General features: G+C 73.2%; 17 protein-coding genes and 1 pseudogene. 3 read left to right on the forward strand and 15 right to left on the reverse strand.

Annotated elements, in window-relative coordinates; genetic code table 11:
• Nucleotides 1-10 precede the first annotated feature (10 nt).
• The 7 genes from OG344_RS27715 to OG344_RS27745 form a co-directional block, all read right to left on the reverse strand.
• Nucleotides 11-724: a sirohydrochlorin chelatase gene (locus tag OG344_RS27715; RefSeq protein ID WP_405085605.1), complete on the reverse strand. Its 714-nt coding sequence runs from the start codon at nt 722-724 to the stop codon at nt 11-13.
• A 79-nt stretch (nt 725-803) separates the two neighbouring features.
• Nucleotides 804-1,967, reverse strand: coding sequence for a uroporphyrinogen-III synthase (locus tag OG344_RS27720; RefSeq protein ID WP_405085606.1), 1,164 nt, complete (start codon nt 1,965-1,967; stop codon nt 804-806).
• Nucleotides 1,964-2,335, reverse strand: coding sequence for a nitrite reductase small subunit NirD (gene nirD / locus OG344_RS27725; protein ID WP_327046210.1), 372 nt, complete (start codon nt 2,333-2,335; stop codon nt 1,964-1,966). Before nirD ends, OG344_RS27720 begins: the two co-directional genes overlap by 4 nt.
• Nucleotides 2,332-4,785, reverse strand: coding sequence for a nitrite reductase large subunit NirB (nirB, locus tag OG344_RS27730; RefSeq protein ID WP_405085607.1), 2,454 nt, complete (start codon nt 4,783-4,785; stop codon nt 2,332-2,334). The genes nirD and nirB overlap by 4 nt, the downstream gene beginning before the upstream one ends.
• Before the next feature lie 14 nt (nt 4,786-4,799).
• Complete coding sequence (locus OG344_RS27735) at nt 4,800-6,230, reverse strand: FAD-dependent oxidoreductase (protein WP_405085608.1); 1,431 nt, start codon at nt 6,228-6,230, stop codon at nt 4,800-4,802.
• Nucleotides 6,227-8,437, reverse strand: a complete 2,211-nt coding sequence (locus OG344_RS27740) for a molybdopterin oxidoreductase family protein (protein ID WP_405089180.1) — start codon at nt 8,435-8,437, stop codon at nt 6,227-6,229. The genes OG344_RS27735 and OG344_RS27740 overlap by 4 nt, the downstream gene beginning before the upstream one ends.
• Nucleotides 8,438-8,686: 249 nt before the next feature.
• The gene (locus tag OG344_RS27745) at nt 8,687-10,057 is read right to left on the reverse strand and encodes an MFS transporter (protein WP_405085609.1); all 1,371 of its coding nucleotides are present in this window, start codon (nt 10,055-10,057) and stop codon (nt 8,687-8,689) included.
• Nucleotides 10,058-10,650: 593 nt separating this feature from the next.
• On the opposite strand from OG344_RS27745, the gene OG344_RS27750 reads away from it, so the two are divergent.
• Nucleotides 10,651-11,490 carry a peptidoglycan recognition family protein gene (locus OG344_RS27750; RefSeq protein WP_405085610.1) on the forward strand — a complete coding sequence of 280 codons (840 nt, stop codon included), beginning with the start codon at nt 10,651-10,653 and terminating at the stop codon, nt 11,488-11,490.
• Nucleotides 11,491-11,532: 42 nt separating this feature from the next.
• Here the strand turns inward: OG344_RS27750 and OG344_RS27755 are convergent, their stop codons facing one another.
• From OG344_RS27755 to OG344_RS27765, 3 genes are read right to left on the reverse strand one after another with little or no spacing between them, the layout of a single operon-like run.
• Complete coding sequence (locus OG344_RS27755; protein WP_405085611.1) at nt 11,533-12,342, reverse strand: class I SAM-dependent methyltransferase; 810 nt, start codon at nt 12,340-12,342, stop codon at nt 11,533-11,535.
• A 13-nt stretch (nt 12,343-12,355) separates the two neighbouring features.
• Nucleotides 12,356-13,333, reverse strand: a complete 978-nt coding sequence (gene rfbB / locus OG344_RS27760; protein ID WP_405085612.1) for a dTDP-glucose 4,6-dehydratase — start codon at nt 13,331-13,333, stop codon at nt 12,356-12,358.
• Nucleotides 13,330-14,397 (reverse strand): glucose-1-phosphate thymidylyltransferase, encoded by a 1,068-nt coding sequence (locus OG344_RS27765; RefSeq protein ID WP_405085613.1) that lies wholly within the window; start codon nt 14,395-14,397, stop codon nt 13,330-13,332. The genes rfbB and OG344_RS27765 overlap by 4 nt, the downstream gene beginning before the upstream one ends.
• 168 nt (nt 14,398-14,565) lie before the next feature.
• Here OG344_RS27765 and OG344_RS27770 point away from each other — a divergent pair.
• Together OG344_RS27770 and OG344_RS27775 are read left to right on the forward strand one after the other, a co-directional pair.
• Nucleotides 14,566-14,700, forward strand: a pseudogene (locus OG344_RS27770) (helix-turn-helix domain-containing protein); the annotation flags it as partial.
• On the forward strand, nt 14,651-14,797 hold the full coding sequence (locus OG344_RS27775) for a zinc ribbon domain-containing protein (RefSeq protein WP_405085614.1): 147 nt from the start codon (nt 14,651-14,653) through the stop codon (nt 14,795-14,797). The pseudogene OG344_RS27770 and the gene OG344_RS27775, both read left to right, overlap by 50 nt.
• Before the next feature lie 118 nt (nt 14,798-14,915).
• Here OG344_RS27775 and OG344_RS27780 read toward each other — a convergent pair whose 3' ends face one another.
• The 5 genes from OG344_RS27780 to OG344_RS27800 all read right to left on the reverse strand — a co-directional run bounded on the left by OG344_RS27780 (nt 14,916) and on the right by OG344_RS27800 (nt 20,869).
• Nucleotides 14,916-15,329: a GtrA family protein gene (locus tag OG344_RS27780; protein ID WP_405085615.1), complete on the reverse strand. Its 414-nt coding sequence runs from the start codon at nt 15,327-15,329 to the stop codon at nt 14,916-14,918.
• Nucleotides 15,326-16,294, reverse strand: coding sequence for a WxcM-like domain-containing protein (locus tag OG344_RS27785; RefSeq protein ID WP_405085616.1), 969 nt, complete (start codon nt 16,292-16,294; stop codon nt 15,326-15,328). The genes OG344_RS27780 and OG344_RS27785 overlap by 4 nt, the downstream gene beginning before the upstream one ends.
• Complete coding sequence (locus OG344_RS27790) at nt 16,291-17,286, reverse strand: glycosyltransferase (RefSeq protein WP_405085617.1); 996 nt, start codon at nt 17,284-17,286, stop codon at nt 16,291-16,293. Before OG344_RS27790 ends, OG344_RS27785 begins: the two co-directional genes overlap by 4 nt.
• 4 nt (nt 17,287-17,290) lie before the next feature.
• The gene (locus OG344_RS27795) at nt 17,291-18,400 is read right to left on the reverse strand and encodes a DegT/DnrJ/EryC1/StrS family aminotransferase (protein WP_405085618.1); all 1,110 of its coding nucleotides are present in this window, start codon (nt 18,398-18,400) and stop codon (nt 17,291-17,293) included.
• Nucleotides 18,401-18,517: 117 nt separating this feature from the next.
• A complete protein-coding gene (locus OG344_RS27800; protein ID WP_405085619.1) occupies nt 18,518-20,869 on the reverse strand; it encodes a hypothetical protein in 2,352 nt (783 codons plus the stop codon).
• Nucleotides 20,870-20,904: the final 35 nt, after the last annotated feature.

Below are 20,904 nucleotides of genomic sequence, written 5' to 3' on the forward strand. Positions count from 1 at the left end.
GTGTGGGGTCTCACCCCGCGAGGGCGGGCAGGCCGGTGGGGTCGCGGCGGGTGAGGGCCTCGTCGAAGCGGGTCCAGACGAGGGCGGCGAGGTCGTCGTCCACGCCGAGGGGCGCGCCGACCAGGTCGGCCCCGGCCCTGCCCAGGCGGTCGTGGAAGAAGCCGGGCGCGAGCAGGTAGGACGCGACGGCGACCCGCGGCGCGAGGCCCGACCTGGCCCGTTCCATCGCCTCGGCGACCGTGGGAGTGCCGGACGAGGCGAAGGCGGCGGTGACGGGACGCGCCAGCCGTACGGACAGCAGGCGCGCGGCGGCGCGGACGTCGTCCAGGGCGGCGGGGTCGGACGACCCGCCCGCGCCGAGGATGACGGCGTCGCAGGGCCGCAGGCCGGCGGCGGCCAGCCGCCGCGCCAGCACCGAGGTCAGCAGCGGGTGCGGGCCGAGTTGCCCGGCGACGACCGCGTCGGGCCGGGTGCGGGCGACGACCGCCGGCAGGTCGATGTGCGCGTGGTATCCCCCGGCGAGGAGCATCGGGACCACGACGACCGGTCCCGGCGCCCCCGCCAGAACGTCGGCGAGCAACGGCGAGCTGATCTCCAGGAACCCCAGCTCGACCCGTGCGCCGGGCCGGGCCCGGCGCACCCGCGCCGCGAGCGACTCCATCACCGACTCCCAGTGCCCGCTGCGCGCCCCGTGCGCCGCCATCACCAGAGTTGGGGTCTCCATCTCGCACTCCTCCGCCCCGAGGCCCGTAAGGCCTCCGTCGTCGTTCCCGCCACCGGGCCGCCTCACCGCATGGGCGGCGTCACCGGTCGTCGCGGCCGCAGGCGAGGCGGTAGCCGCGCTTGACGACGGTCTCGACGATGCCGGAGGGGCCGAGCGCCCGGCGCAACCGCGTGATCGCCATCTCGACGGCGTGCTCGGCCGAGTCGCGGGAGGGCCCGCCGGGCAGCACGACCCGCAGGTCGGCGCGGCCCACCACGTGCCCGGGCCGCTCGGCGAGCCGCTTGAGCACGGCCATCGGGGCGGGCGGCAGCGGCTTGAGGTCGCCGTCGACCACCACGGCGTGGCCGCGGATCTCCAGCTCGTGGCCGCCCGCGACGAGCCGGGTGACCCCGCTCTCCGGCAGGTGGCGGGCGAGGATCCGGGCGAGCGCGCCCAGGCGGGCCCGGTCGGGCTGGACGACCCGTACGCCCCGCTGGGTCAGCGGCCCGGCCGTGACCGGGCCGACGCAGGCCGCGACCACCCGGGTGTCGAACGCGGCGAGCAGGGCGTCCTCCAGCCCGTCGGCGCGGGCGGCGCCCAGCATGGCCAGCACGGCGGGCGCGCTGGTGAAGGCGACCGCGTCCACCGAGCCGGTGATGGCCTGGCTGATCAGGCGGCGCAGCGGCGAGGTGTCGCGGTAGGGCAGCCAGCGGTAGACGGGCACCTCGATGACGTCGGCCCCCGCCTCGCGCAGCGCGGCGACGAAGCCGTCCAGCGGCTCGCCGTGCAGCTGCACGGCGATGCGGCGCCCCCGCAGGTCCTGCGCGAGCAGGTACTCCTTGACCTCCTCGCACGACTCGGTGCCCGGCGTCCAGTAGTCCGCCAGGCCGGCCGCGCGCACGGCTCCCCTCGCCTTGGGGCCGCGGGCCAGCAGCCGGGCGCCGGACAGGTGGGCGTTGAGGTCGGTGGACAGGCCCCAGCCCTCCGCGGCCGCCATCCAGCCGCGGAACCCCACGCCCGTGGTGACGACCACGTCGTCGATCGGCGCCTCCAGGCAGGCCCGGGTCGCGGCGAGCAGCCCGGTGTCCTCCGCCAGCGGCACGATGCGGATCGCGGGCGCCCGCACCACCCGGGCGCCCCGCCGTTCCAGGAGCGCCGAGAGCTCCTCGCTGCGGCGGGTCGCCGTCACCCCGATCGTGAACCCGGCCAGCGCGTCCGGCGCCGTCTCCAGGGTCATCGGGGCCTCCTCAAGCAGCGCGGTCATACCACGCTCACCTCCACGGTTCCGTCCGTCACACGAATGGGATAGGTCGGCACGGCGACTCCGGGGTCGTCCACGCACACGCCGGTGACCAGTGAGAACACCTGCTTGTGCATGGGCGAGGCCACGGTCGGCGCGCCGCCCCTGGTGCCGACGATGCCCCGGCTCAGCACGTACGCCCCGCTGAAGGGATCGAAGTTGCCGAGGGCGTACAGGGCTCCGTCGAACGTGCGGAACACCGCGACCTGCCGGGCGCCGACCAGCACGGCCGCGCCGCGCTCGGGGAGCAGGTCGGTGTAGGAGCAGACCGGGGTCCAGCGGCCGGTACGGGTCGCCGTCCCGTTCGCGGCCGTCTCGTCGAGGATGGTCATGAGCGCACTGCCTCCAGAGGAATCAGCACCGGCTTGATCTGGTCGCGTTCGGTCTCGAAGGAGATCGAGGGGTCGGGGATGCCCGGGGCGTTCACGAAGCTGACGAATCGGCGCAGCTTGTCGGGGTCCTCGATGGCGGCGCGCCACTCGTCGGCGTACGTCGCCACGTGCCGCTCCATCCGCGCGTCGAGGTCGGCGCAGATCCCGAGCGAGTCCTCCATGATGACCTCACGGAGGTAGCCGAGGCCGCCGTCCAGGCCCTCCAGCCACGCGGCGGTGCGCTGCAGCCGGTCGGCGGTGCGGATGTAGAACATCAGGAACCGGTCGATGGTCCTGACCAGGTCGTCGGTGGACAGGTCGGCGGCCAGCAGGTCGGCGTGGCGGGGCTTGAAGCCGCCGTTGCCGCCGACGTACAGGTTCCAGCCCTGCTCGGTGGCGATGACGCCGAAGTCCTTCGACCTGGCCTCGGCGCACTCGCGGGCGCATCCGGAGACGGCCGACTTGAGCTTGTGCGGTGAGCGCAGCCCGCGGTAGCGCAGCTCCAGCGCGATGGCGAGGCCGACCGAGTCCTGCACGCCGTACCGGCACCAGGTGGACCCGACGCACGACTTCACCGTGCGCAGGGCCTTGCCGTACGCGTGCCCGGACTCGAAGCCGGCGTCCACGAGGCGGCGCCAGATGGCGGGCAGCTGCTCGACCCGGGCCCCGAGCAGGTCGATGCGCTGCCCGCCGGTGATCTTCGTGTAGAGCCCGAAGTCGCGGGCCACCTCGCCGATCACGATGAGCCTGTCCGGAGTGATCTCGCCGCCCGGGATGCGCGGGACCACCGAGTAGGTCCCGTTCTTCTGGATGTTGGCGAGGAAGTGGTCGTTGGTGTCCTGCAGCGTGGCCTGCTCGCCGTCGAGGATGTGGCCGCGGCCGAGGGAGGCGAGGATCGAGGCGACCACCGGCTTGCAGATGTCGCAGCCGCGGCCCGTCCCGTGCTCGGCGATGAGCTGGGAGAACGTGGTGATCCCCCGCACGCTGACGATGTCGAACAGCTCGGCCCGGCTGTGGGCGAAGTGCTCGCACAGCGCCTTGCCGACGTCGACGCCCGACTTCACCAGGATCTGCTTGAGCATCGGCACGCAGCTGCCGCAGGTCGTGCCGGCCCGGGTGCAGTCCTTTATGCCCTGCACGTCGGTCAGGCCCTTGTCGGCGATGGCCGCGCAGATCCTTCCCTTGGTGACGTTGTTGCAGGAGCAGACCTGGGCGTCGTCCGGCAGGTCGGCCGACGTGGCGCCCGCGCCCGCGAACAGCAGGTCGCTCGGCGCGCCGGGCAGCGGCCTGCCGACGAAGGGCCGCAGCGCGTTGTACGGCCCGGCGTCGCCGACGCAGATGCCGCCGAGCAGGGTCGTGGCGTCGTCGCTGACGAACAGGCGCTTGTAGACGCCGGCGACCGGGTCCATGTAGGTGACGTCGAGCGCGCCCGACATGGCCCCGAACTGCGCCACCTCGACGCCGAGCAGCTTCAGCTTGGTGGACATGTCGGCGCCGGTGAAGGCGGCCGAGCCGCGCAGGATGCGGTCGGCGGCCACCTCCGCCTGGGTGAAGCACGGCGCGACCAGGCCGTAGACCATCCCGGCCGCGAGCGCGCACTCGCCGACCGCGTAGATGTGCTCGTCGGAGGTGCGCATGCCCTCGTCCACCACGATGCCGCCGCGTTCGCCGACCTCCAGGCCGCAGCCTCGCGCGAGCTCGTCGCGCGGCCGTACGCCCGCGGAGAAGACGACGACCTGGGCGTCGACGGCCTCGCCGTCCGGCCGGACCAGCGCGGCCACCCGGCCGTCCGGCCCGGCCCCGATCGACCGGACCCCGGCGCCCGTGTGGACGGTGAGCCCGAGCGCCTCGATGTGGCCCCGCAGCACCGAGCCCCCGCCCTCGTCCACCTGGCGGGGCATCAGCCGGCCGCTCATCTCGACGACGTGCGTCTCGAGCCCGAGCCCGCGCAGGGCGTCGGCCGCCTCCAGGCCGAGCAGGCCGCCGCCGATGACCACCCCGGCGCGGGCGCCCCGCGACGCCTCCCTGATCGCTTCGAGGTCGTCGATGGTGCGGTAGACGAAGCAGCCCGGCAGGTCCCTGCCCGGCACCGGCGGCACGAACGGCGCCGACCCGGTGGCCAGCACCAGCACGTCGTACGGCTCTGTGTAGCCGGCGTCGGTGGCGACGGTGCGGGCGGCGCGGTCGACGGAGACCACCTGCACGCCGGTCCGCAGGCTTACGCCGTCCGGCACCCGGTAGGTGAGGTCGTCCACGCTCCTGCCGCTGAGATAGGAGGTGAGCGCGACCCGGTCGTAGGCCGGGCGGGGCTCCTCCCCGAACACCGTGATCGTCCCGTCGAAGCCCCGCTCCACGAGCGTCTCGATCAGGCGGTGGGCGGTCGGTCCGTGTCCCGCCACGACGAGTCTCATGCCCGGACGTACCCTCATGCGCTCACGCCTTCCTGCTCACACAACCAGCCGACGATGCCCTCGACCGCGTCGCGGCAGCCGCCGCACCCGGTGGTGGCCCTCGTCGCGGCGGCCACGGCCTCCACGTCGCGCGCGCCGGACTCCCAGCACGCCCTGATCTGGCCCTTCGTCACGTTGTTGCACTGGCAGACCCGGGCCGAGTCCGGCATCCGGGTCGGGTTGTCGGCCGTCGCCGCGGCGCCCACGCCGGGGAACAGCAGGCCGGTCCGGTCGCCCGGGAGCGGCCCGCCCCGGTCGAACAGCTGGGTGAGCGTGCCCACGGCGGAGGTCTCGCCCAGCAGGATCGCGCCGACCAGCCGGTCGTCGCGGATGACGAGCTTGCGGTAGGTGCCCTTGTGCCGGTGGGAGAAGCGGACGATCTCCGCCTCCTCCTCGGTCAGGTGCGTCTCGCCCATCGCCGCGAGCTCCACGCTCTTGGCCTTCAGCCGGGTGACCAGCCGCGAGCCCCGGTAACGCGCGCCCTTGTCGGCCCCGGTCAGCAGGTCGGCGAGCACCGACGCCTGCTCCCAGGCCGGCGCCACCAGGCCGTAGACCCGGCCGGCGTGCTGTGCGCACTCGCCGATGGCGAAGATCGACGGGTCGTCGGTGCGCAGCTCGTCGTCCACCACGACGCCGCGCTCGACCTCCAGCCCCGCGTCGTGGGCGAGCCCGACGACCGGGCGCACGCCGCAGGCGACCACCACCAGGTCGGCGTCGACGAGCTCCCCTCCCGCCGGCTCCCCTCGGGCCAGTTCACCTCCCGCCAGTTCGACGTGCCGCTCCCGCACCGCGGTCACGGTGACGCCGGTGCGGATGGCGACGCCGAGCGAGCCGAGCGTCTCGCGCAGGATGAGCCCGGCCTCCGCGTCGAGCTGGCGCTCCATCAGGTGGTCGCGCACGTGCAGCAGCGTCACCGGGACGCCCCGGCCGGCCAGCCCGCGCGCGGCCTCGATGCCGAGCAGCCCGCCGCCGATCACGACCGCGCCGCGCGCGCTCGCGGCGGCCTCCCTGATGCGGTCGCAGTCGTCCAGCGTGCGGAACGCGGTCGCCCGCTCCACGCCGGGGATCGTCGGGATCACCGGCTCGCTGCCCGTGGCCAGCACGAGCACGTCGTACGGCTCGCGCGTCCCGTCGGCCGCGACGACGGTCCGGGCGTCGCGGTCGATCGCGACGACCTCGATGCCAAGGTGCGCGGTCACGTCGTGCTCGGCGTGCCAGCGGGGGCCGAGCAGCCGGACCTGGTCCGGCCGCGACGTGCCGGCCACCACGTTCGACAGCAGCACCCGGTTGTACGGCTGCCAGGCCTCGGCGCCGAACACGGTGATCTTGACGTCCCGGTCCCGGGCGCGCACCTCGCTGACGAGACGCGCGCCGGCCATGCCGTTCCCCACCACGACGAGCCTCACGCGTCACGCTCCCTGTCCTCGCCGGGGTCCTCGCTGGGGTCCTCGCCGGAGACCTCACTGGTGCACCGTTCGAGAGCGGCGGCGCAGACCTTGAACTCCGGCATCCGCGACATCGGGTCGAGCGCCGGGTTGGTGAGCAGGTTGACGCCCTCCCAGTGGAACGGCATGAACACGGTGTCGGGCCTGATCGAGGCGTTGACGCGGGCCACCGCCTCCGCTGCGCCGCGGCGGCTGCGCACCCGCACGAGGTCGCCGGACGCGATGCCCAGCCGGTCGGCGAGCTCGGGGTGCACCTCCACGAAGACCTCCGGCGCGACCTGGTTGAGCGACCGGATGCGGCGCGTCTGCGCCCCCGACTGGTAGTGGGCGAGCACCCGCCCGGAGGTGAGATAGAGGGGGAACTCCTCGTCCACGTCCTCGGCGGGCGGGCGGTGGTCCACCGGCACCATGCGGGCCCGGCCGTCGGGGGTGGCGAATCGGTCCAGGAAGGGCCGCGGCGTTCCCGGGTGCGGTTCCGTCCCGGCTCCTGTTCCGGTCCCGGCTCCTGTTCCGGTCTCGGTGGCGGTCTCGGTGGCGGTCTCGGTGGCGGTCTCGGTGGCGGTCTCGGTCGCGGGGCAGGGCCAGAACACGCCGGTCTCGGCCGCGATCCGCTCGTAGGTGATGCCGGAGTAGTCGGCGACGCCGCCGGCGGAGGCCCGGCGCAACTCGTCGAAGACGGTGCGCGGGTCGGCGGGGAACTTCTCGCCGCAGCCGAGCCGCTCGGCGAGGCCGCCCAGGATCCGCAGGTCGCTGCGCGCGCCCGGCGGCGGCGCGGCGGCCTGGCGGCGCAGCAGCACCCTGCCCTCCAGGTTGGTCATCGTGCCCGACTCCTCGGCCCACTGGGTCGTGGGGAGCACGACGCCGGCCATCGCCGCGGTCTCCGACAGCACGAAGTCGGCGACGACGAGCAGGTCCAGCGCGGCCAGCCGCTCCGTCACGTGCCCGGCGCGCGGCGCGGAGACGACGGGATTCGAGCCGAACAGCAGCAGCGCCCTCGGCCCCTCCGGAGTGCCGAGCGCGTCGAGCAGTTCGTACGCCGACCTGCCGGGTCCGGGCAGGTCGGCGGGGTCCACGCCCCACACGGCCGCGACGTGCGCCCGCGCCGCCGAGTCGTCGATCTTGCGGTAGCCGGGGAGCTGGTCGGCCTTCTGGCCGTGCTCCCGGCCGCCCTGGCCGTTGCCCTGGCCGGTCACGCAGCCGTACCCGGAGCCCTCCCGGCCCGGCAGGCCGAGGGTGAGCGCCAGGTTGACGAACGCGGTGACGGTGTCGGTGCCCTTGGCGTGCTGCTCCGCGCCCCGGCCGGTCAGGATCATGGCGCGCCCGGCCTCGCCCAGGATGCGCACGGCCTCCCGCATCCGCGCGACGGGGACGCCGGTGACGCGCTCCACCCGCTCGGGCCACCAGGCCGACACGGAGGCGCGCACCTCCTCGAAGCCGGTGGTGCGCTCGGCGAGGTAGCCGAGGTCGGCGTGGCCCTCGGCGACCGCGAGGTGCAGCAGGCCCAGCGCCAGCGCGAGGTCGGTGCCCGGCGTCGCCTGCAGGTGCAGGTCGGCCAGCCGGGCGGTCTGGGTGAGGCGGGGGTCGATCACGACGAGCCGGCCGCCCCGGGACCGCATCGCGGTCAGGTGCCGTACGAAGGGGGGCATGGTCTCGGCGACGTTCCCCCCGGCGAGCAGCACCGCGTCGGCCCGGCCGATGTCGGTGATGGGGAACGGCAGGCCCCGGTCCATCCCGAAGGCGCGGTTGACGGCGGCCGCGGCCGAGGACATGCAGAACCTGCCGTTGTAGTCGATCTGGCTGGTCCGCAGCGCCACCCGGGCGAACTTGCCGAGCTGGTAGGCCTTCTCGTTGGTCAGCCCGCCGCCGCCGAACACCGCCACGGCGTCCGGGCCGTGCTCGGCCCGGATGGCCCGCAGGCGGCCGGCCGTGTAGTCGAGCGCCTCCTCCCAGGTCACCGGCTTCCCGTGGAGCAGCGGGGTGGTGATCCGTTCGGGCGAGGTCAGCAGTTCGGCCGCCGTCCAGCCCTTCTGGCACAGGCCGCCGGCGTTGGCCGGGATGTCCTCCCTCGGGGTGATCTCGCCATTGGCGACGTGCATGCCGCACTGCAGGGCGCAGTACGGGCAGTGCGTGGCCGAGCCCACTGTGGTGTCCCCGGGGACCTGTGACATCACAGGACCGGGAGTGTGCAGTGAGATCGGCATGGATCCGATGGTGGGTACAGGCGGTTTCACCGCTGGGTCCCTTCTGTTACCGCTGTGCTACAAGGCGCCAACCGCGCTAACTTCCGCGATCACGGTGTGGTGAGAGACCTCGTCGTCTCCGGAGCTCACTTGTGCTGTCGCCGCCGGTGAGACGTACGGCGGAAAAGAGCGGGCGCCACACGGGGCGCCCGCACGGGGTGGGGGTCCGGTGACGGGTCAGACGCGGGCCGCCGCCAGGCCGGGGGCCGCCTTCGCGCCGAGGGTCCGCAGGTAGCAGAACCAGGTGACGGCGAAGCACAGCGCGTAGAACGCGGCGAAGGCCGCCAGCGCCGCTCCGGCGCCTCCCGTGGCGGCGATGGAGCTGCCGAACCCGCGGTTGATGAAGAAGCCGCCGAACGCGCCGATCGCGGAGATGAAGCCGATGGCCGCCGACGCGTCGCGCCTGCCGGTGCGCAGCGCCTCCTCGTACGCGGGCGTGCCGGGCTCGACGCCCGCGACGGCCTTGGCGCGGAAGATGGCCGGGATCATCCGGTACGTGGAGCCGTTGCCGACGCCGGAGGTGCCGATCAGCAGCATGAAGGCCACGAAGAACAGCGCGAAGTTGTGCACGGACATGGCCTGCCACACGAGGAGCACCGCGCCGATCATCGCGGCGAAGTTCCAGAACGTGACCGCGGCCCCGCCGAGGCGGTCCGACAGCCAGCCGCCGGCGGGCCGGATGAGCGAGCCGGCCAGCGGGCCGAGGAACGCCAGCGAGACCATCGAGGCGTGCTCGGCGAACTGCGACTTGATCAGCAGCGGGAAGGCCGTCGAGTAGCCGATGAACGAGCCGAACGTGCCGATGTAGAGCAGCGACATGATCCACGTCTGGGCCCGGCCGGCCGCCTTGGCCATCTCCCTCGGCTCGGCCTTGGCGGAGGTGAGGTTGTTCATGAAGAAGTACGCCCCGGCGGCGGCGAGCAGGATGAACGGCACCCAGAACAGTCCGGCCGCGGCGAGCCCGAAGCCCCCGATGACCAGCGGCATCAGCAGCTGCACCGAGCTGACGCCGATGTTGCCGCCCGCGGCGTTCAGGCCGAGTGCCGCGCCCTGCCTGTTCTGCGGGTAGAAGTAGGTGATGTTGGCCATGCTGGAGGCGAAGTTGCCGCCGCCGAGCCCGGCCGTCGCCGCGATGGCGAGGAACGCCCAGTAGGGCGTGCCCGGGTCGTTCACCGCGACCGCCAGCAGCATCGCCGGCACCAGCAGCAGCAGCGCGCTGACCACCGTCCAGTTGCGCCCGCCGAACCGCGCGGGCGCGAAGGTGTACGGGATGCGCAGCGCGGAGCCGACGAGGTTGGGCAGGGAGACGATCCAGAACAGCTGGTCGGTGGAGAACTTGTAGGCGCCGAGCCTGACGGCGACGATGCTCCAGACGGTCCACAGCGTGAAGCCCAGGTGCTCGGCCAGGATCGAGAACACCAGGTTGCGCCGGGCCGTCCTCTTCCCGGTGCCCTCCCAGAACGCGGGATCGTCCGGCCGCCAGTCGCCGATCCACCGGCCCTTCCCGGGTTCGCCGGTAGCCGTGTTCGCCGCCTGCGTCACGGTCATCGTTCCTCCTGCGTCTCGGGCCGGCTGGGGTCTCGGGCCAGCTGGGGCGTCTTTCTCAGCTGGGGACCGGTACCGACGCTAGGAAGGGGTCGTTACGCACTTTGACGATGTGTGATCGTGCGGCCGTTACATGTGCCGCACCCAGGAAACGTGCGATCCACAGGCATAACGGATGCAACACCGCGGAAACGATCGGGCGCCCGCGCGGGGCTCCGCGTTAAGGCCGCGTGTCGCCGCGCGCACCCGGGCCGCCCGGCACCCGGTACGCGGTGGTCGCGGGCCGTCACGGAAGGACGGCGCTCCGGCCTCAGAGCACCACCGAGCACCACCGATGCACCACCGATGCACCACCGAGCACCACGGAGCGCCACGTGCGGTCATGTCACGACATTCCCGTGATCACGGGACTGCTGTTTCGTGACCGGGGTGCGCCGTTTCCGCCACCGGAATGGCACCGGCATGGCACGGACATTTCGGCTGACATGTGACCGGTTTCCCGGCCGCAGGAATATCCGCGGTGACGGACGGGGATATCGAAGCCGCCTCCCGCCTGATGCGTGCCCGCGAGGGCCCGCGCCCACCCGGGAGGACGGATGCCAGCGATCTCGCGCCGCGCGTTCCTGTCGTCGGCGTACCTGTCCGTGGCGCTGCTGTCCGCGCAGGGCGGGATCACCTCGCTGGCCGGGCCCGCCCTGGCGGCCCGCGGCCCCCGGCGACCGCGCGTGTACACCCGCTCCGAGTGGCAGGCCGACCCGCCCGAGAACAAGGCCGAGGTGCTCGACCGGGCCCCAGACCGGCTCGTCGTCCACCACACGGCGACGGCGAACACCGGCGCGGCCGACCTGGCGGCGGCCTTCCGGCTGTCCCGGTCGATCCAGCGCTACCACATGCGGCACAACGGCTGGGAGGACATCGGCGAGCAGTTCACGGTCAGCCGGGGCGGCTACGTCATGGAGGGCCGCAACCGCTCGCTGCCGGCCGCCGAGGCGGGCCGGCACGTGCTGGGGGCGCAGGTGGCCGACCACAACGACCACACGCTGGGCGTCGAGACCGAGGGGACCTACACCTCCTGCCTGCCGCCCGCCCGGCAGTTGTCCGCGCTGACCTCCCTGCTGGCGTGGCTGTGCGACGCGTACGGGCTCGACCCGCAGGTGGCCGTCATCGGCCACCGCGACCTCAACCGGACCGCCTGCCCGGGCGACCGCCTCTACGCGTACCTGCCGCAGCTGCGGGCCGACGTCGTGCGCCGCCTGGGCGGCCGGGCGCCCCGCCGCCCCGGGGCCGCGCCGCCGCGGCTGGCGCTGCCGGACGGCTCCGGCGACCTCTCCGGCGACCTCTCCGGCGGGGGTACGGCGCTCGTCGGCGACCTGCCGTTCGAGCACGGCCCGGCGGTCGGCCCGCACGACCTGACCCGCCACCCCCGCGTCCTCTGACGTACGCGGGGCAGGGGGAGGCGGGGGCGCCGGGAGGCGGTGTCAGAGCCGTCCGGCGTCGAGCCCGCGGCCCTCCAGGGCCGGCAGCCCGACGCCCGTCACGCCGATGTACTTGCCCTCGTACTCGAAGACCCGGAAGGCCGGCTGGCGCTCCGCGTACTCCCGGAAGACCAGGTTGTCCTGGATGTCGTCCATGACCAGCACGTGCTGCCGGGTCAGGTGCGGGCGCACGCGCCGCAGGAAGAACTCCCGGCCCTTCCTGGTCTTGTCCGAGTCGTAGTGGACCAGGTCGACCATGGTGTCCGGGCTCAGCAGCTCCTTCAGGTTGCGCCGGTCGCCCCGGACGCGCAGCGTCCACCGGTGCCTGAGATCGCCGGGAACGACGTATCCGATGTACCGCTCGGGATCGGGCAGCCGGAAGAAGGGGAAGTCGCTGGACAGCAGGCGGCCGGTCTCGTTGGCGCGCATGGCGGCGAGGATCGCGGTGGTGGACCAGCCGGCCGCCACGCCCGTCTCCAGGGCGAGCGCGGGCCGGATGATCCTCGTCAGCAGGTAGAGAAGCTCGACCCCGCCCCCGCCGCCCAGCCGCACGCCCGCCTCGGCGAGCCGCTCCAGGCGTGGCCGCACGGCGTCGGCGTGGGCGCGGGCGAACGCCCGGCCCTCCCGCCAGACCACGGGATCGACGGCGCTCCCCCAGGCGTCCAGGTCCCGCGCGTGCCACGCCGCCCAGCGGCGGGCGGCCTCCCTCTCCGCGTCGTGCCCGCGGCCGAGGCGCACCCACACCTTCCGCATCATCACCGGCAGGTACGCGGGGCGGGCGGCGTTCCTGACGACGACTCGGACGTTCCTCACGACGTGCCCTTCCTCACGCTCGGCGGCCCAGCAGGGGGCGCCACCAGTCCTGGTGGTCCCGGTACCACCGGATCACCTCGGCCAGTCCCTCGTCGAAGTCCGTGCGGGGCTCGTGGCCGATCGTGCGGATCCGGCCGCTGTCCAGCGCGTAGCGCCGGTCGTGCCCGGCCCGGTCGGGCACGTGCTCGACCATCTCCCACCCGGCGCCGAACGCGGCGAGGATCCGCCGGGTGAGGTCGAGGTTGCTGAGCTCCACCCCGCCGCCGATGTTGTAGACCTCGCCGGGCTCCCCCTTGTCCAGCACGACCTGGACGCCCCGGCAGTGGTCGTCGACGTGCAGCCACTCCCGCACGTTGCGGCCGTCGCCGTAGAGCGGCACGGGCCGCCCGTCGATCAGGTTGGTGACGAACAGCGGGACGACCTTCTCCGGGAACTGGTACGGCCCGTAGTTGTTCGAGCATCGCGTCACCCGGACGTCCAGCCCGTACGTGCGGTGGTAGGCGCGGCAGAGCAGGTCGGCGCCGGCCTTGGCGGCGGAGTAGGGCGAGTTCGGCAGCAGCGGCTCCGCCTCCGTCCACGCGCCCGCGTCGATCGACCCGTAGACCTCGTCGGTGGAGACCTGGACGAAGGTGCGGACTCCGGACTCCAGCGCCGCCTGCAGCAGCCGCTGCGTGCCCAGCACGTTGGTCGTGACGAAGTCGCCCGCACCGCTGATGGAGCGGTCGACGTGCGTCTCCGCGGCGAAGTTCACCACCACGTCGTGCCCGGGGACCAGGTCGCCCAGCAGGCCCGCGTCGCACACGTCACCGAGGACGAACTCGAGACGGGGATCGCCCGCGACCGGGGCGAGGTTGGCCGGGTTTCCGGCGTAGGTCAGCTTGTCCAGCACCGTGACCCGGGTGTCCTCGTGCCCCAGGTAGGCCCCCGCCAGCAGCGACCGGACGTAGTGGGAGCCGATGAACCCGGCGCCCCCGGTGACCAGGATCCTCATGACCGCACCTGCACCTTGCTGTGGTCGCCGACCATGAGCTGATAGGTGTTCGGCACCCTCGTCGCCCGGGTGACCTCGACGTACCGGCCGATCAGCGAGTGGGTGAGGCCGGAGACGCCCCTGATGGCCGACTCGCCGAGCACGATGCTGTAGTCGACCTCGGCGTCGTCGAGCACGCAGCCCTCCCCGATGGAGGTGTAGGGGCCGACGTACGAACCGATGATCTTGGTGTCGGCGCCGATGACGACCGGTCCCCGGATGACCGAACGCTCCACGACGGCCCCGGGGGCGATGACGACCCGGCCGGTGACGTGGGAGAGGCCGTCCACGCTGCCGCCGACGTCGGGCTCGATCGCCTCCAGGACCATGCGGTTGCACTCCAGCATGTCCTCCAGGCGCCCGGTGTCCTTCCAGTAGCCCGTGACGAAGTGGGACTGGACGCTGTGGCCGGTGTCGATCAGCCACTTGATCGCTTCGGTGATCTCCAGCTCGCCCCGGGCGGACGGCCTGATCGCGCGCACCGCCTCGTGGATCGCCGGCGAGAACGTGTAGACCCCGACGATCGCGAGGTCGCTGCGCGGGAACTCCGGCTTCTCCTCCAGCCCGACGATCTCCCCGTCCGGCCCGAGCTCGGCCACTCCGTAGAACTGTGGCTCGGCCACCCGGGTGAGCAGGATGCGCGCGTCACACCCGGCCGCGCGGAAGGCGTCGACCAGTCCCGTGATGCCGTCGACGAGGAAGTTGTCGCCGAGATACATCACGAACGGCTCGTCGGCCAGGAACTGCCTGGCGATGAGGACGCAGTGCGCCAGCCCGAGCGGGGCCTCCTGCTCGATGTAGGTGACCTCGATCCCGAACGCCGAACCGTCGCCGACGGCCTCCCGCACCTCCCGGCCGGTGTCCCCCAGGATGATCCCCACGCTGGTGATGCCGGCGTCCCTGATCGCCTCCAGTCCGTAGAAGAGCACCGGTTTGTTCGCGACCGGAACCAGTTGCTTGGCCGAGGTGTGGGTGAGCGGGCGCAGCCTCGATCCCTTGCCGCCCGCCAGAACAAGTGCCTTCACCGCTCACGCAGTCCTTTCATCAAAGCCTCCGAGGAAACCCCCGCCTTCAGGCGGGGGAGGAATCGGACTGCCTGCGGGGCAGGGCAGAGGTAGGCGTTTCGCCGCCAGGCGAAACGCCGTACGAACAAACATGCGATCATCGGCCAATCGGGTGGCATGATGTGCGGGGTGGCGCAGACGGTGAAGCGGGCCTACAAGTACCGCTTCTATCCCACCCCCGAGCAGGCCTGCGAGCTTGCCCGGACGTTCGGGTGTGTGCGCCTGGTCTACAACAAGGCGCTGGAGGAACGCACCCGCGCCTACACTCTTGAGGGACTGGGAGTGCGCCTGCGGCGCGGTCCATGACCGGGATGTCAACGCCGCCAGGAACATCCTCGCCGCCGGGCTGGCGGAGAGGTGAAACGCCTGTGGAGCTGGTGTAAGACCTCAACGGAGTCCTCCGAGCGGGCAACCGGCGGCGAAACAGGAAGACCAACCTGTGAGGGTTGGAATCCCCTCCCTTCAGGGAGGGGAGGATGTCAAACTCTGCTCAGACTCCCTGCGTCCCGCTTCGCGGGCTGCTCCCGCGAAGCGGCCTTCACCAGTACGTGCCGGGTCATCGCGAACGTGAGCGGAACGGTCACGCACATCGTCAGCGGCAGGGCCGCCCGGCCGTCGACCCCGATCCGCGTCAGCAGCGTCAGCAGGGCCAGGCCGGCGGCGTACTGGGCCAGGTAGACGGCCGGGTAGCGGACGGCGGAGCCGACCGACGCCCTCGCCCGGAACACGAACACGCTGTTGACGACGTAGGACAGGGCGATGCCGAGCAGGAAGACCGCCGAATAGGCGACGGCGGGCGGCAGCCACCACGAGAGGACCACGAAGAACCCGTACGTGACGGCGGTGTTCAGCGCGCCGCCGGCGAGGAACCGGGCGAACCTGGAGGTCCTCACGCGCCCACCGCTCGTCCCGCGGCGAGCTTCCGGAACTCCTCGTACGCGCTGACGTAGTCGTCCGGGTCGTAGTGGCCGGAGGCGAACACCAGGAGCACGGCGTCCGGCGAGTACCGGTACTGCGTGCCCCAGATCATGGCCGGCATGTGGACGCCCAGGCTGGGGCGGTCCAGCGTGACCTCACGGCGGTCGTGCCCGTCGTCCAGCAGGACCCGGCACGAGCCGCGCGCGCAGACCAGGAACTGCTCGCAGCTCCGGTGCGCGTGCTCGCCCCGCACCTCGTGGCCCGGCACGCCGGAGACCAGGAAGAAGCGTCTGGGCGTGAACGGCAGCTCTCGGCCGAGCTCGCCGACGGACAGCTCGCCGCGCGGGTCGCGGAAGAGGCGCAGCTCGTGCAGGCTCGCCCCGCCGACTCCGAGCTCCGTCCGGCCCGGGAGCGGCGCGCCGCTCCCGGCGGGAGAGGCGGCGGAGGCGGGGCGCGGCGGGCCGGAGCCCGGGACGGCGGCGTAACCCGTGACCCTCGCCGGGTTGCCCACCACGATCGCGTTGGGCGGCACCGGGCGCGTCACGACGGCCCCCGCGCCCACCATCGCCCCGCCGCCGATCTCCACGCCCGGCAGGATCGTGCTGTTCGCCCCGATGGACGCGCCCGCGCGGACCACCGTACGGGCGAACCCGGCGGGACGGACCCGGCTGCGCGGGAAGGGGTCGTTGGTGAACGTCGCGTTGGGGCCGATGAACACGTCGTCCTCGATCGTGACGCCGTCCCAGAGCTGGACGCCGCACTTGACGGTCACCCGGTCTCCCACGACGACGTCGTTCTCGACGAAGACGCCGTCGCAGATGTTGCAGTCGGCGCCGATCCGCGCCCCCGGGAGCACGTGCGCGAAGGCCCAGACCCGGGTGCCGGCGCCGACGTGGGCGGTCTCGCAGAGGGACTGCGGATGGATATGGGGTTGCTTCACGGCCGCCTGCCGGAGTGGAGGAGATCGGAGAGTTCGCCGGGGGCCTCGGAGGCGCCGTCGAAGGAGAGCGCCGAACGCACCAGGGCCAGGGGCCGTTTCTTGGTGTTCTCGTAGCTCCGCCAGACGTAGGAGCCGAGGAAGCCGAGGCCGAGGGTGTTGAGCGCGCCGAAGAACGTGATGACCAGGATGGTCGTCGTGTAGCCCGCCGCCGCGATCTGCCCGGTCAGCCGCATGACGACGACGAAGACGGCGAGGAAGGCGGCGAACGCGAACCCGAGCGCGCCGAGCACCGTGATGATCCGGATCGGCAGGTCGGTGAAGGCGAAGACGCTGTCCAGCAGATAGTCGAGCTTCTTGCGGAACGTCCAGGTGCTCTTCCCGAACGCCCGCGCGCGCCGCTCGAAGGGCACCTCGCTGCGCCGGAACCCGAGCCAGTAGACGAGCCCGACCAGCGAGCTGTTGGCCTCCTCCAGCCGCAGCAGCTCGTCCCTGATGCGCCGGTTGCAGCCGAAGACGTCGACGCCTCCGCGCGGGATGTCCCGGACGACGAACCGGCGGTAGAAACTCCAGAAGACGCCGGCCGCGAGGCGGGACGGGCCCGGGTCCTCGCGCGACCTGCGGACGCCCACCGCGATGTCCGCCCGGTCGTCCGCGAGCTCGCCGAGGAACCCGAGCAGCAGCTCCGGGGGTTCCTGGAGGTCGGCGCTGATCACGGCGAAATAGTCGCCGCAGGCCGCCCGCAGGCCGGTGCGGATAGCGGCGAAGGCGCCGAAGTTGCGCGCGTGCAGCAGCAGCTGGGAGCGGAACGGCGCCTGCGCCAGGGCCGTCCGCAGCAGCTCGAAGCTGTCGTCCGGGCTCGCGTCGACCACGAAGACGAACTCCACGGGCATCCCGTGGCGTTCCGCGACGGCCGCGCTCACACCGCCGAACTCCGCGATCAGCGCCGGCACGAACTCCGCGTTCCGGTAGACGGGGACGATCACCGAGAACATCGCGTCACCACGCGTCGACCGCGGAGATCACTCGGGTGACCTCCTCGTCGGTGAGCTCGGGGAAGCAGGGCAGCGTCAGGACCGAGGCCGTCAGCGCGTCGGTGACCGGAAGGGCGACCGGAAGGTCCCGGTCACCGGCCCGGCCCGGCACGGGCTGGCGGTGGTCGGCCACCGGGTAGTGGACGTCCGTCAGGATCGACGCGCGGGCGAGGTGCGTCCGCAGCGCCTCCCTGTCGTCGCTCACGACGACGTAGAGGTGGGCGGCGAACTCCTCCCCGTACACCGGTGGGCAGGTCACCCGCGCGCCGCGGATCTCCCGGGAGTAGCGGGCCGCGATCTCCCGGCGCCGCCGGTTCCAGCCGTCGAGCAGGGGCAGCCGGGCCCGCAGGACCGCGGCCTGCATCTCGTCGAGGCGGCTGTTGCGCCCGCCCGCCGCCGCGACCCGGTACTTCGGCTCCCAGCCGTACTGCCGCAGCCGCCTGACCCGCTCGGCCACCTCGGCGCTGCCGGTGACGACGGCGCCGCCGTCGCCGAGGGCGCCGAGGTTCTTGGTCGGGAAGAAGCTGAAGCTCGCCGCGGCGCCGGAGGAGCCGGCGCGCCGGCCGTCCCGGCGGGCGCCGTGGGCCTGGGCGCAGTCCTCGAAGACGGGGACCCCCGCCCGGTCCGCGAGGTCCAGCGCGGTCTCCATGTCGTGCAGCAGCCCGAAGAGGTGGGTGACGACGACCGCGTCGAGGACCTGCTCGTCCAGGACCTGCTTGAGGTGGGCGAGGTCCATCAATCTCGTCTCGTGGTCCACGTCGACGAACACCGGCCGCGCGCCGAGCGCCGTCAGGGCCGTCGTCGTGTAGGGGCCCGCGTTGGCGACCGTGGCCACCCGCCCGCCCGGGCGGACGCCGAGCGCCCGCAGCCCGAGCTCGATGGCGTCGGTTCCGTTGGCGACGCCCACGCAGTGGGCCGTGCCGCAGAACTCGGCGAATTCCTTCTCGAAGAACTCGCATTCCTCGCCCAGGACGTACCGGCCGCTGCCCAGCACCCGTCCGACGGAGGCGCTCACCTCCTTCTCCGACACGCTCGCGTGCCGGCGGAGGTCGTTCACCGGGATCTGCTCAGCCACGTCTTCCCTCGCTGTCTCGAAACGCTCGACGTGCTCAGCGCGATAAGACCACCGGCTCCCCCGCCGCCGGGCGCTCCGACGCAGGCCGCGATCGTTTCTTTGCCCTTGATGACGGGATCAGTGACCCCCGCCGCCCGGCACCCGATAAACCGCGTAGTCACCGGAACGGAACCGGAGATCGGCGAACCGGCCGATGCTCGTCCCCGGCCCGGTGAGCCGTTCGTCGGCGACCAGCCAGCGCACTCCGTAGCGGTCGCGCAGCAGCCCGATCGCCGCCGCCGAGGGGGTGGTGAAGGCCGCCTCGTTCGCCGCCATCTTCCGCCGGTCCCAGAACGGGAGCACGGTCGCCGGCCGGTCCGGCCGCCAGGCGCCCTCGCTCCTCTCCGAGAAGGCCCAGCCTTCGACCAGCACCCTGCGCTCCGACAGCGCGGACACCCAGAAGTGGCGGCTGTCGCAGGGGCTCTCCGTGCCCCGCAGGCAGTGCGCGTTCGTGGCGACCAGGTCGCCGGGGGCGGAGTGGCCGCGCAGCCAGCGCCCGGCCGCCATCGCACCCGCCATCACATCGGGCGGCACATCGGGCGGCACCGGCCGCGGCCGCTCCGCCGCGACCGCTCCGCCGGAGCCGCCGCGCCCGGGCAGGTGCCCGAGGACGAACCCGTGGGCGTCGGCGAGCAGGCCGACGGCCGCGAGCATGACGAGCGGCACGGCCGCACCTCGGCGGCGTCCCCACACCCGGGCCGCGACGACCGCAGTGAGCACCGTGAGGGCCGTCAGCACGAGGTAGGGCGTCAGGAGGACGGTGTCCGGCCGGCCGGGGCCGAGCGGCACCCGCACCCCGCACAGGACGGGGACCAGGTAGGCCGCGGCCACCCCCACGCAGGCGGCGGCCGCGATCACCCGGCGCGGCGGCCGCGCGCGCCGCACGACGGCGACGAGACCGCACACCGACGCGATCACGAGGTAGGGGTAGGCCCCCCAGAGGAAGAAGAGATGGCTGCGGTTGGGATGGCCCAGCAGCAGCGCCGTACCGAGGCCCGCCGCGCCCATGCCCAGCATGAGGGCCAGAGGTGGCCGCAGCGGCGACCGGGGCCGGATCAGCAGCCCGGCCGTCCCCGACCAGGTGACGAGCCAGCCCAGCAGCCACACCGCCGTCATGGCCCACAGCGAGCCCGGCGCCGGCGACGCGAGCTGTCCCCGGCCGGTGAGCTCCCGCCAGGACGCCCGTACGGTGTAGAGAGGCGCGACGACGACGGCCTGCCGGGCCCCGCCGAACAGCACGAACTGCGCGTACAGCAGACAGCCGCCGGTGAGCGCCAGCATCGCGAGCGCCTGCCGGGACGGGCGGCCACGCCTGAGGGCCTCCGTCACGGCCACCGCCACCAGCCCCGCCGCGAGCAACGGCAGATACGTCGCCTTCGCCCCCATGACCGCGAGGAGCAGGAGCGCCGCCAGGGCCCACGCTCCCCGGTGGCGCGGATGCCGGCGCGTGTCCACGAGCAGGACCACGAGCGCGGCGAACAGCACCGCGCCGAAGGTCTGGGTGGGGCTCGTCCAGGCGAGGTCGGGGATGCCGCCCCACGTGAACGACCCGTTGGAGCCGAGGTAGAGGCTGGGCAGCGCGACGAGCACGGCCCCCGCCACCGACAGCGAGGCCGCCGCCCACAGGCCCGTGACGCGCCTGGCCGTCATCCCGATCAGGACGACGAGGGCCGCGAGCATGGGCAGCACGGCGAGGCGCGCCAGCAGCACCAGCGGCTCCAGCCCGGTGATCCAGCTCGCCGCCGCGAGGTGCGCGTAGACGAACCAGTGGTAGAGCAGCGGCTCACCGGCGACCATCGGCAGGCTGGGCGGCACGTGGTGCTTCAGCTCACCGGTCAGGGCCAGGTGGAACGGAAGGTCGCTCACGAACCTGCCCAGCGCCGGCCAGGTCAGCGGGTTCGGCCGGAAGTAGGTGACCGCGCCCCAGGCCGTCAGATAGGCGAAGGCGAGGGCGAGCGACCAGGAGTACCAGACGGGAGGCGCGCATCGGCCGCGGCCGCTCCGCCAGTGCCGGCGCAGCCCCGGCACGACCAGGAAGAGGACATAGGTGGCGACCGGCCAGCCCGCCACGAGCAGTGGCGCGCCCATGGCGCGGGCCCCGATGTAGGCGAACACCTCGGCGGCGTACCCGCAGGCCAGGCCGAGGGCGATCTCCTCGGCCGCCGTACGGCCGCCGCGGTGGAGCGCCCGGACCCACAGCACGCCCGGCGCCGCGATCCCGAGCCCCGCGTACGCCGTGAAGCGGGCGACCTCCCCGGCGGAGACGCCGTAGCAGAGCACGGCGGCCACCGCGACGGCGGCCGCGAACGCCCCCGGCAGACACCGCGCCCCCGGCAGACACCGTGCCGCCGTCGCGGCGGCCGTCCACCGGTCCCGCGGGCGCCCCGGTCCCGTCGCGGCGGATCGCGGCTGACGCCGAGCTTCGACCATGGGGTGAAGCCTGACGGCGGGCGGTCGCCTCGCGG

The sequence above is a fragment of the Microbispora sp. NBC_01389 genome, from assembly GCF_045040095.1.
In the GTDB taxonomy this organism is placed as follows: domain Bacteria; phylum Actinomycetota; class Actinomycetes; order Streptosporangiales; family Streptosporangiaceae; genus Microbispora.

Excerpts from the sequence above, each read along its gene's own strand:
- OG344_RS27715 (WP_405085605.1), bottom strand. The coding sequence starts at position 724 with ATGGAGACCCCAACTCTGGTGATGGCGGCGCACGGGGCGCGCAGCGGG.
- OG344_RS27720 (WP_405085606.1), bottom strand. The coding sequence starts at position 1,967 with ATGACCGCGCTGCTTGAGGAGGCCCCGATGACCCTGGAGACGGCGCCG.
- nirD (WP_327046210.1), bottom strand. The coding sequence starts at position 2,335 with ATGACCATCCTCGACGAGACGGCCGCGAACGGGACGGCGACCCGTACC.
- nirB (WP_405085607.1), bottom strand. The coding sequence starts at position 4,785 with ATGAGACTCGTCGTGGCGGGACACGGACCGACCGCCCACCGCCTGATC.
- OG344_RS27740 (WP_405089180.1), bottom strand. The coding sequence starts at position 8,437 with ATGTCACAGGTCCCCGGGGACACCACAGTGGGCTCGGCCACGCACTGC.
- OG344_RS27745 (WP_405085609.1), bottom strand. The coding sequence starts at position 10,057 with ATGACCGTGACGCAGGCGGCGAACACGGCTACCGGCGAACCCGGGAAG.
- OG344_RS27750 (WP_405085610.1), top strand. The coding sequence starts at position 10,651 with ATGCCAGCGATCTCGCGCCGCGCGTTCCTGTCGTCGGCGTACCTGTCC.
- rfbB (WP_405085612.1), bottom strand. The coding sequence starts at position 13,333 with ATGAGGATCCTGGTCACCGGGGGCGCCGGGTTCATCGGCTCCCACTAC.
- OG344_RS27790 (WP_405085617.1), bottom strand. The coding sequence starts at position 17,286 with ATGTTCTCGGTGATCGTCCCCGTCTACCGGAACGCGGAGTTCGTGCCG.
- OG344_RS27800 (WP_405085619.1), bottom strand. The coding sequence starts at position 20,869 with ATGGTCGAAGCTCGGCGTCAGCCGCGATCCGCCGCGACGGGACCGGGG.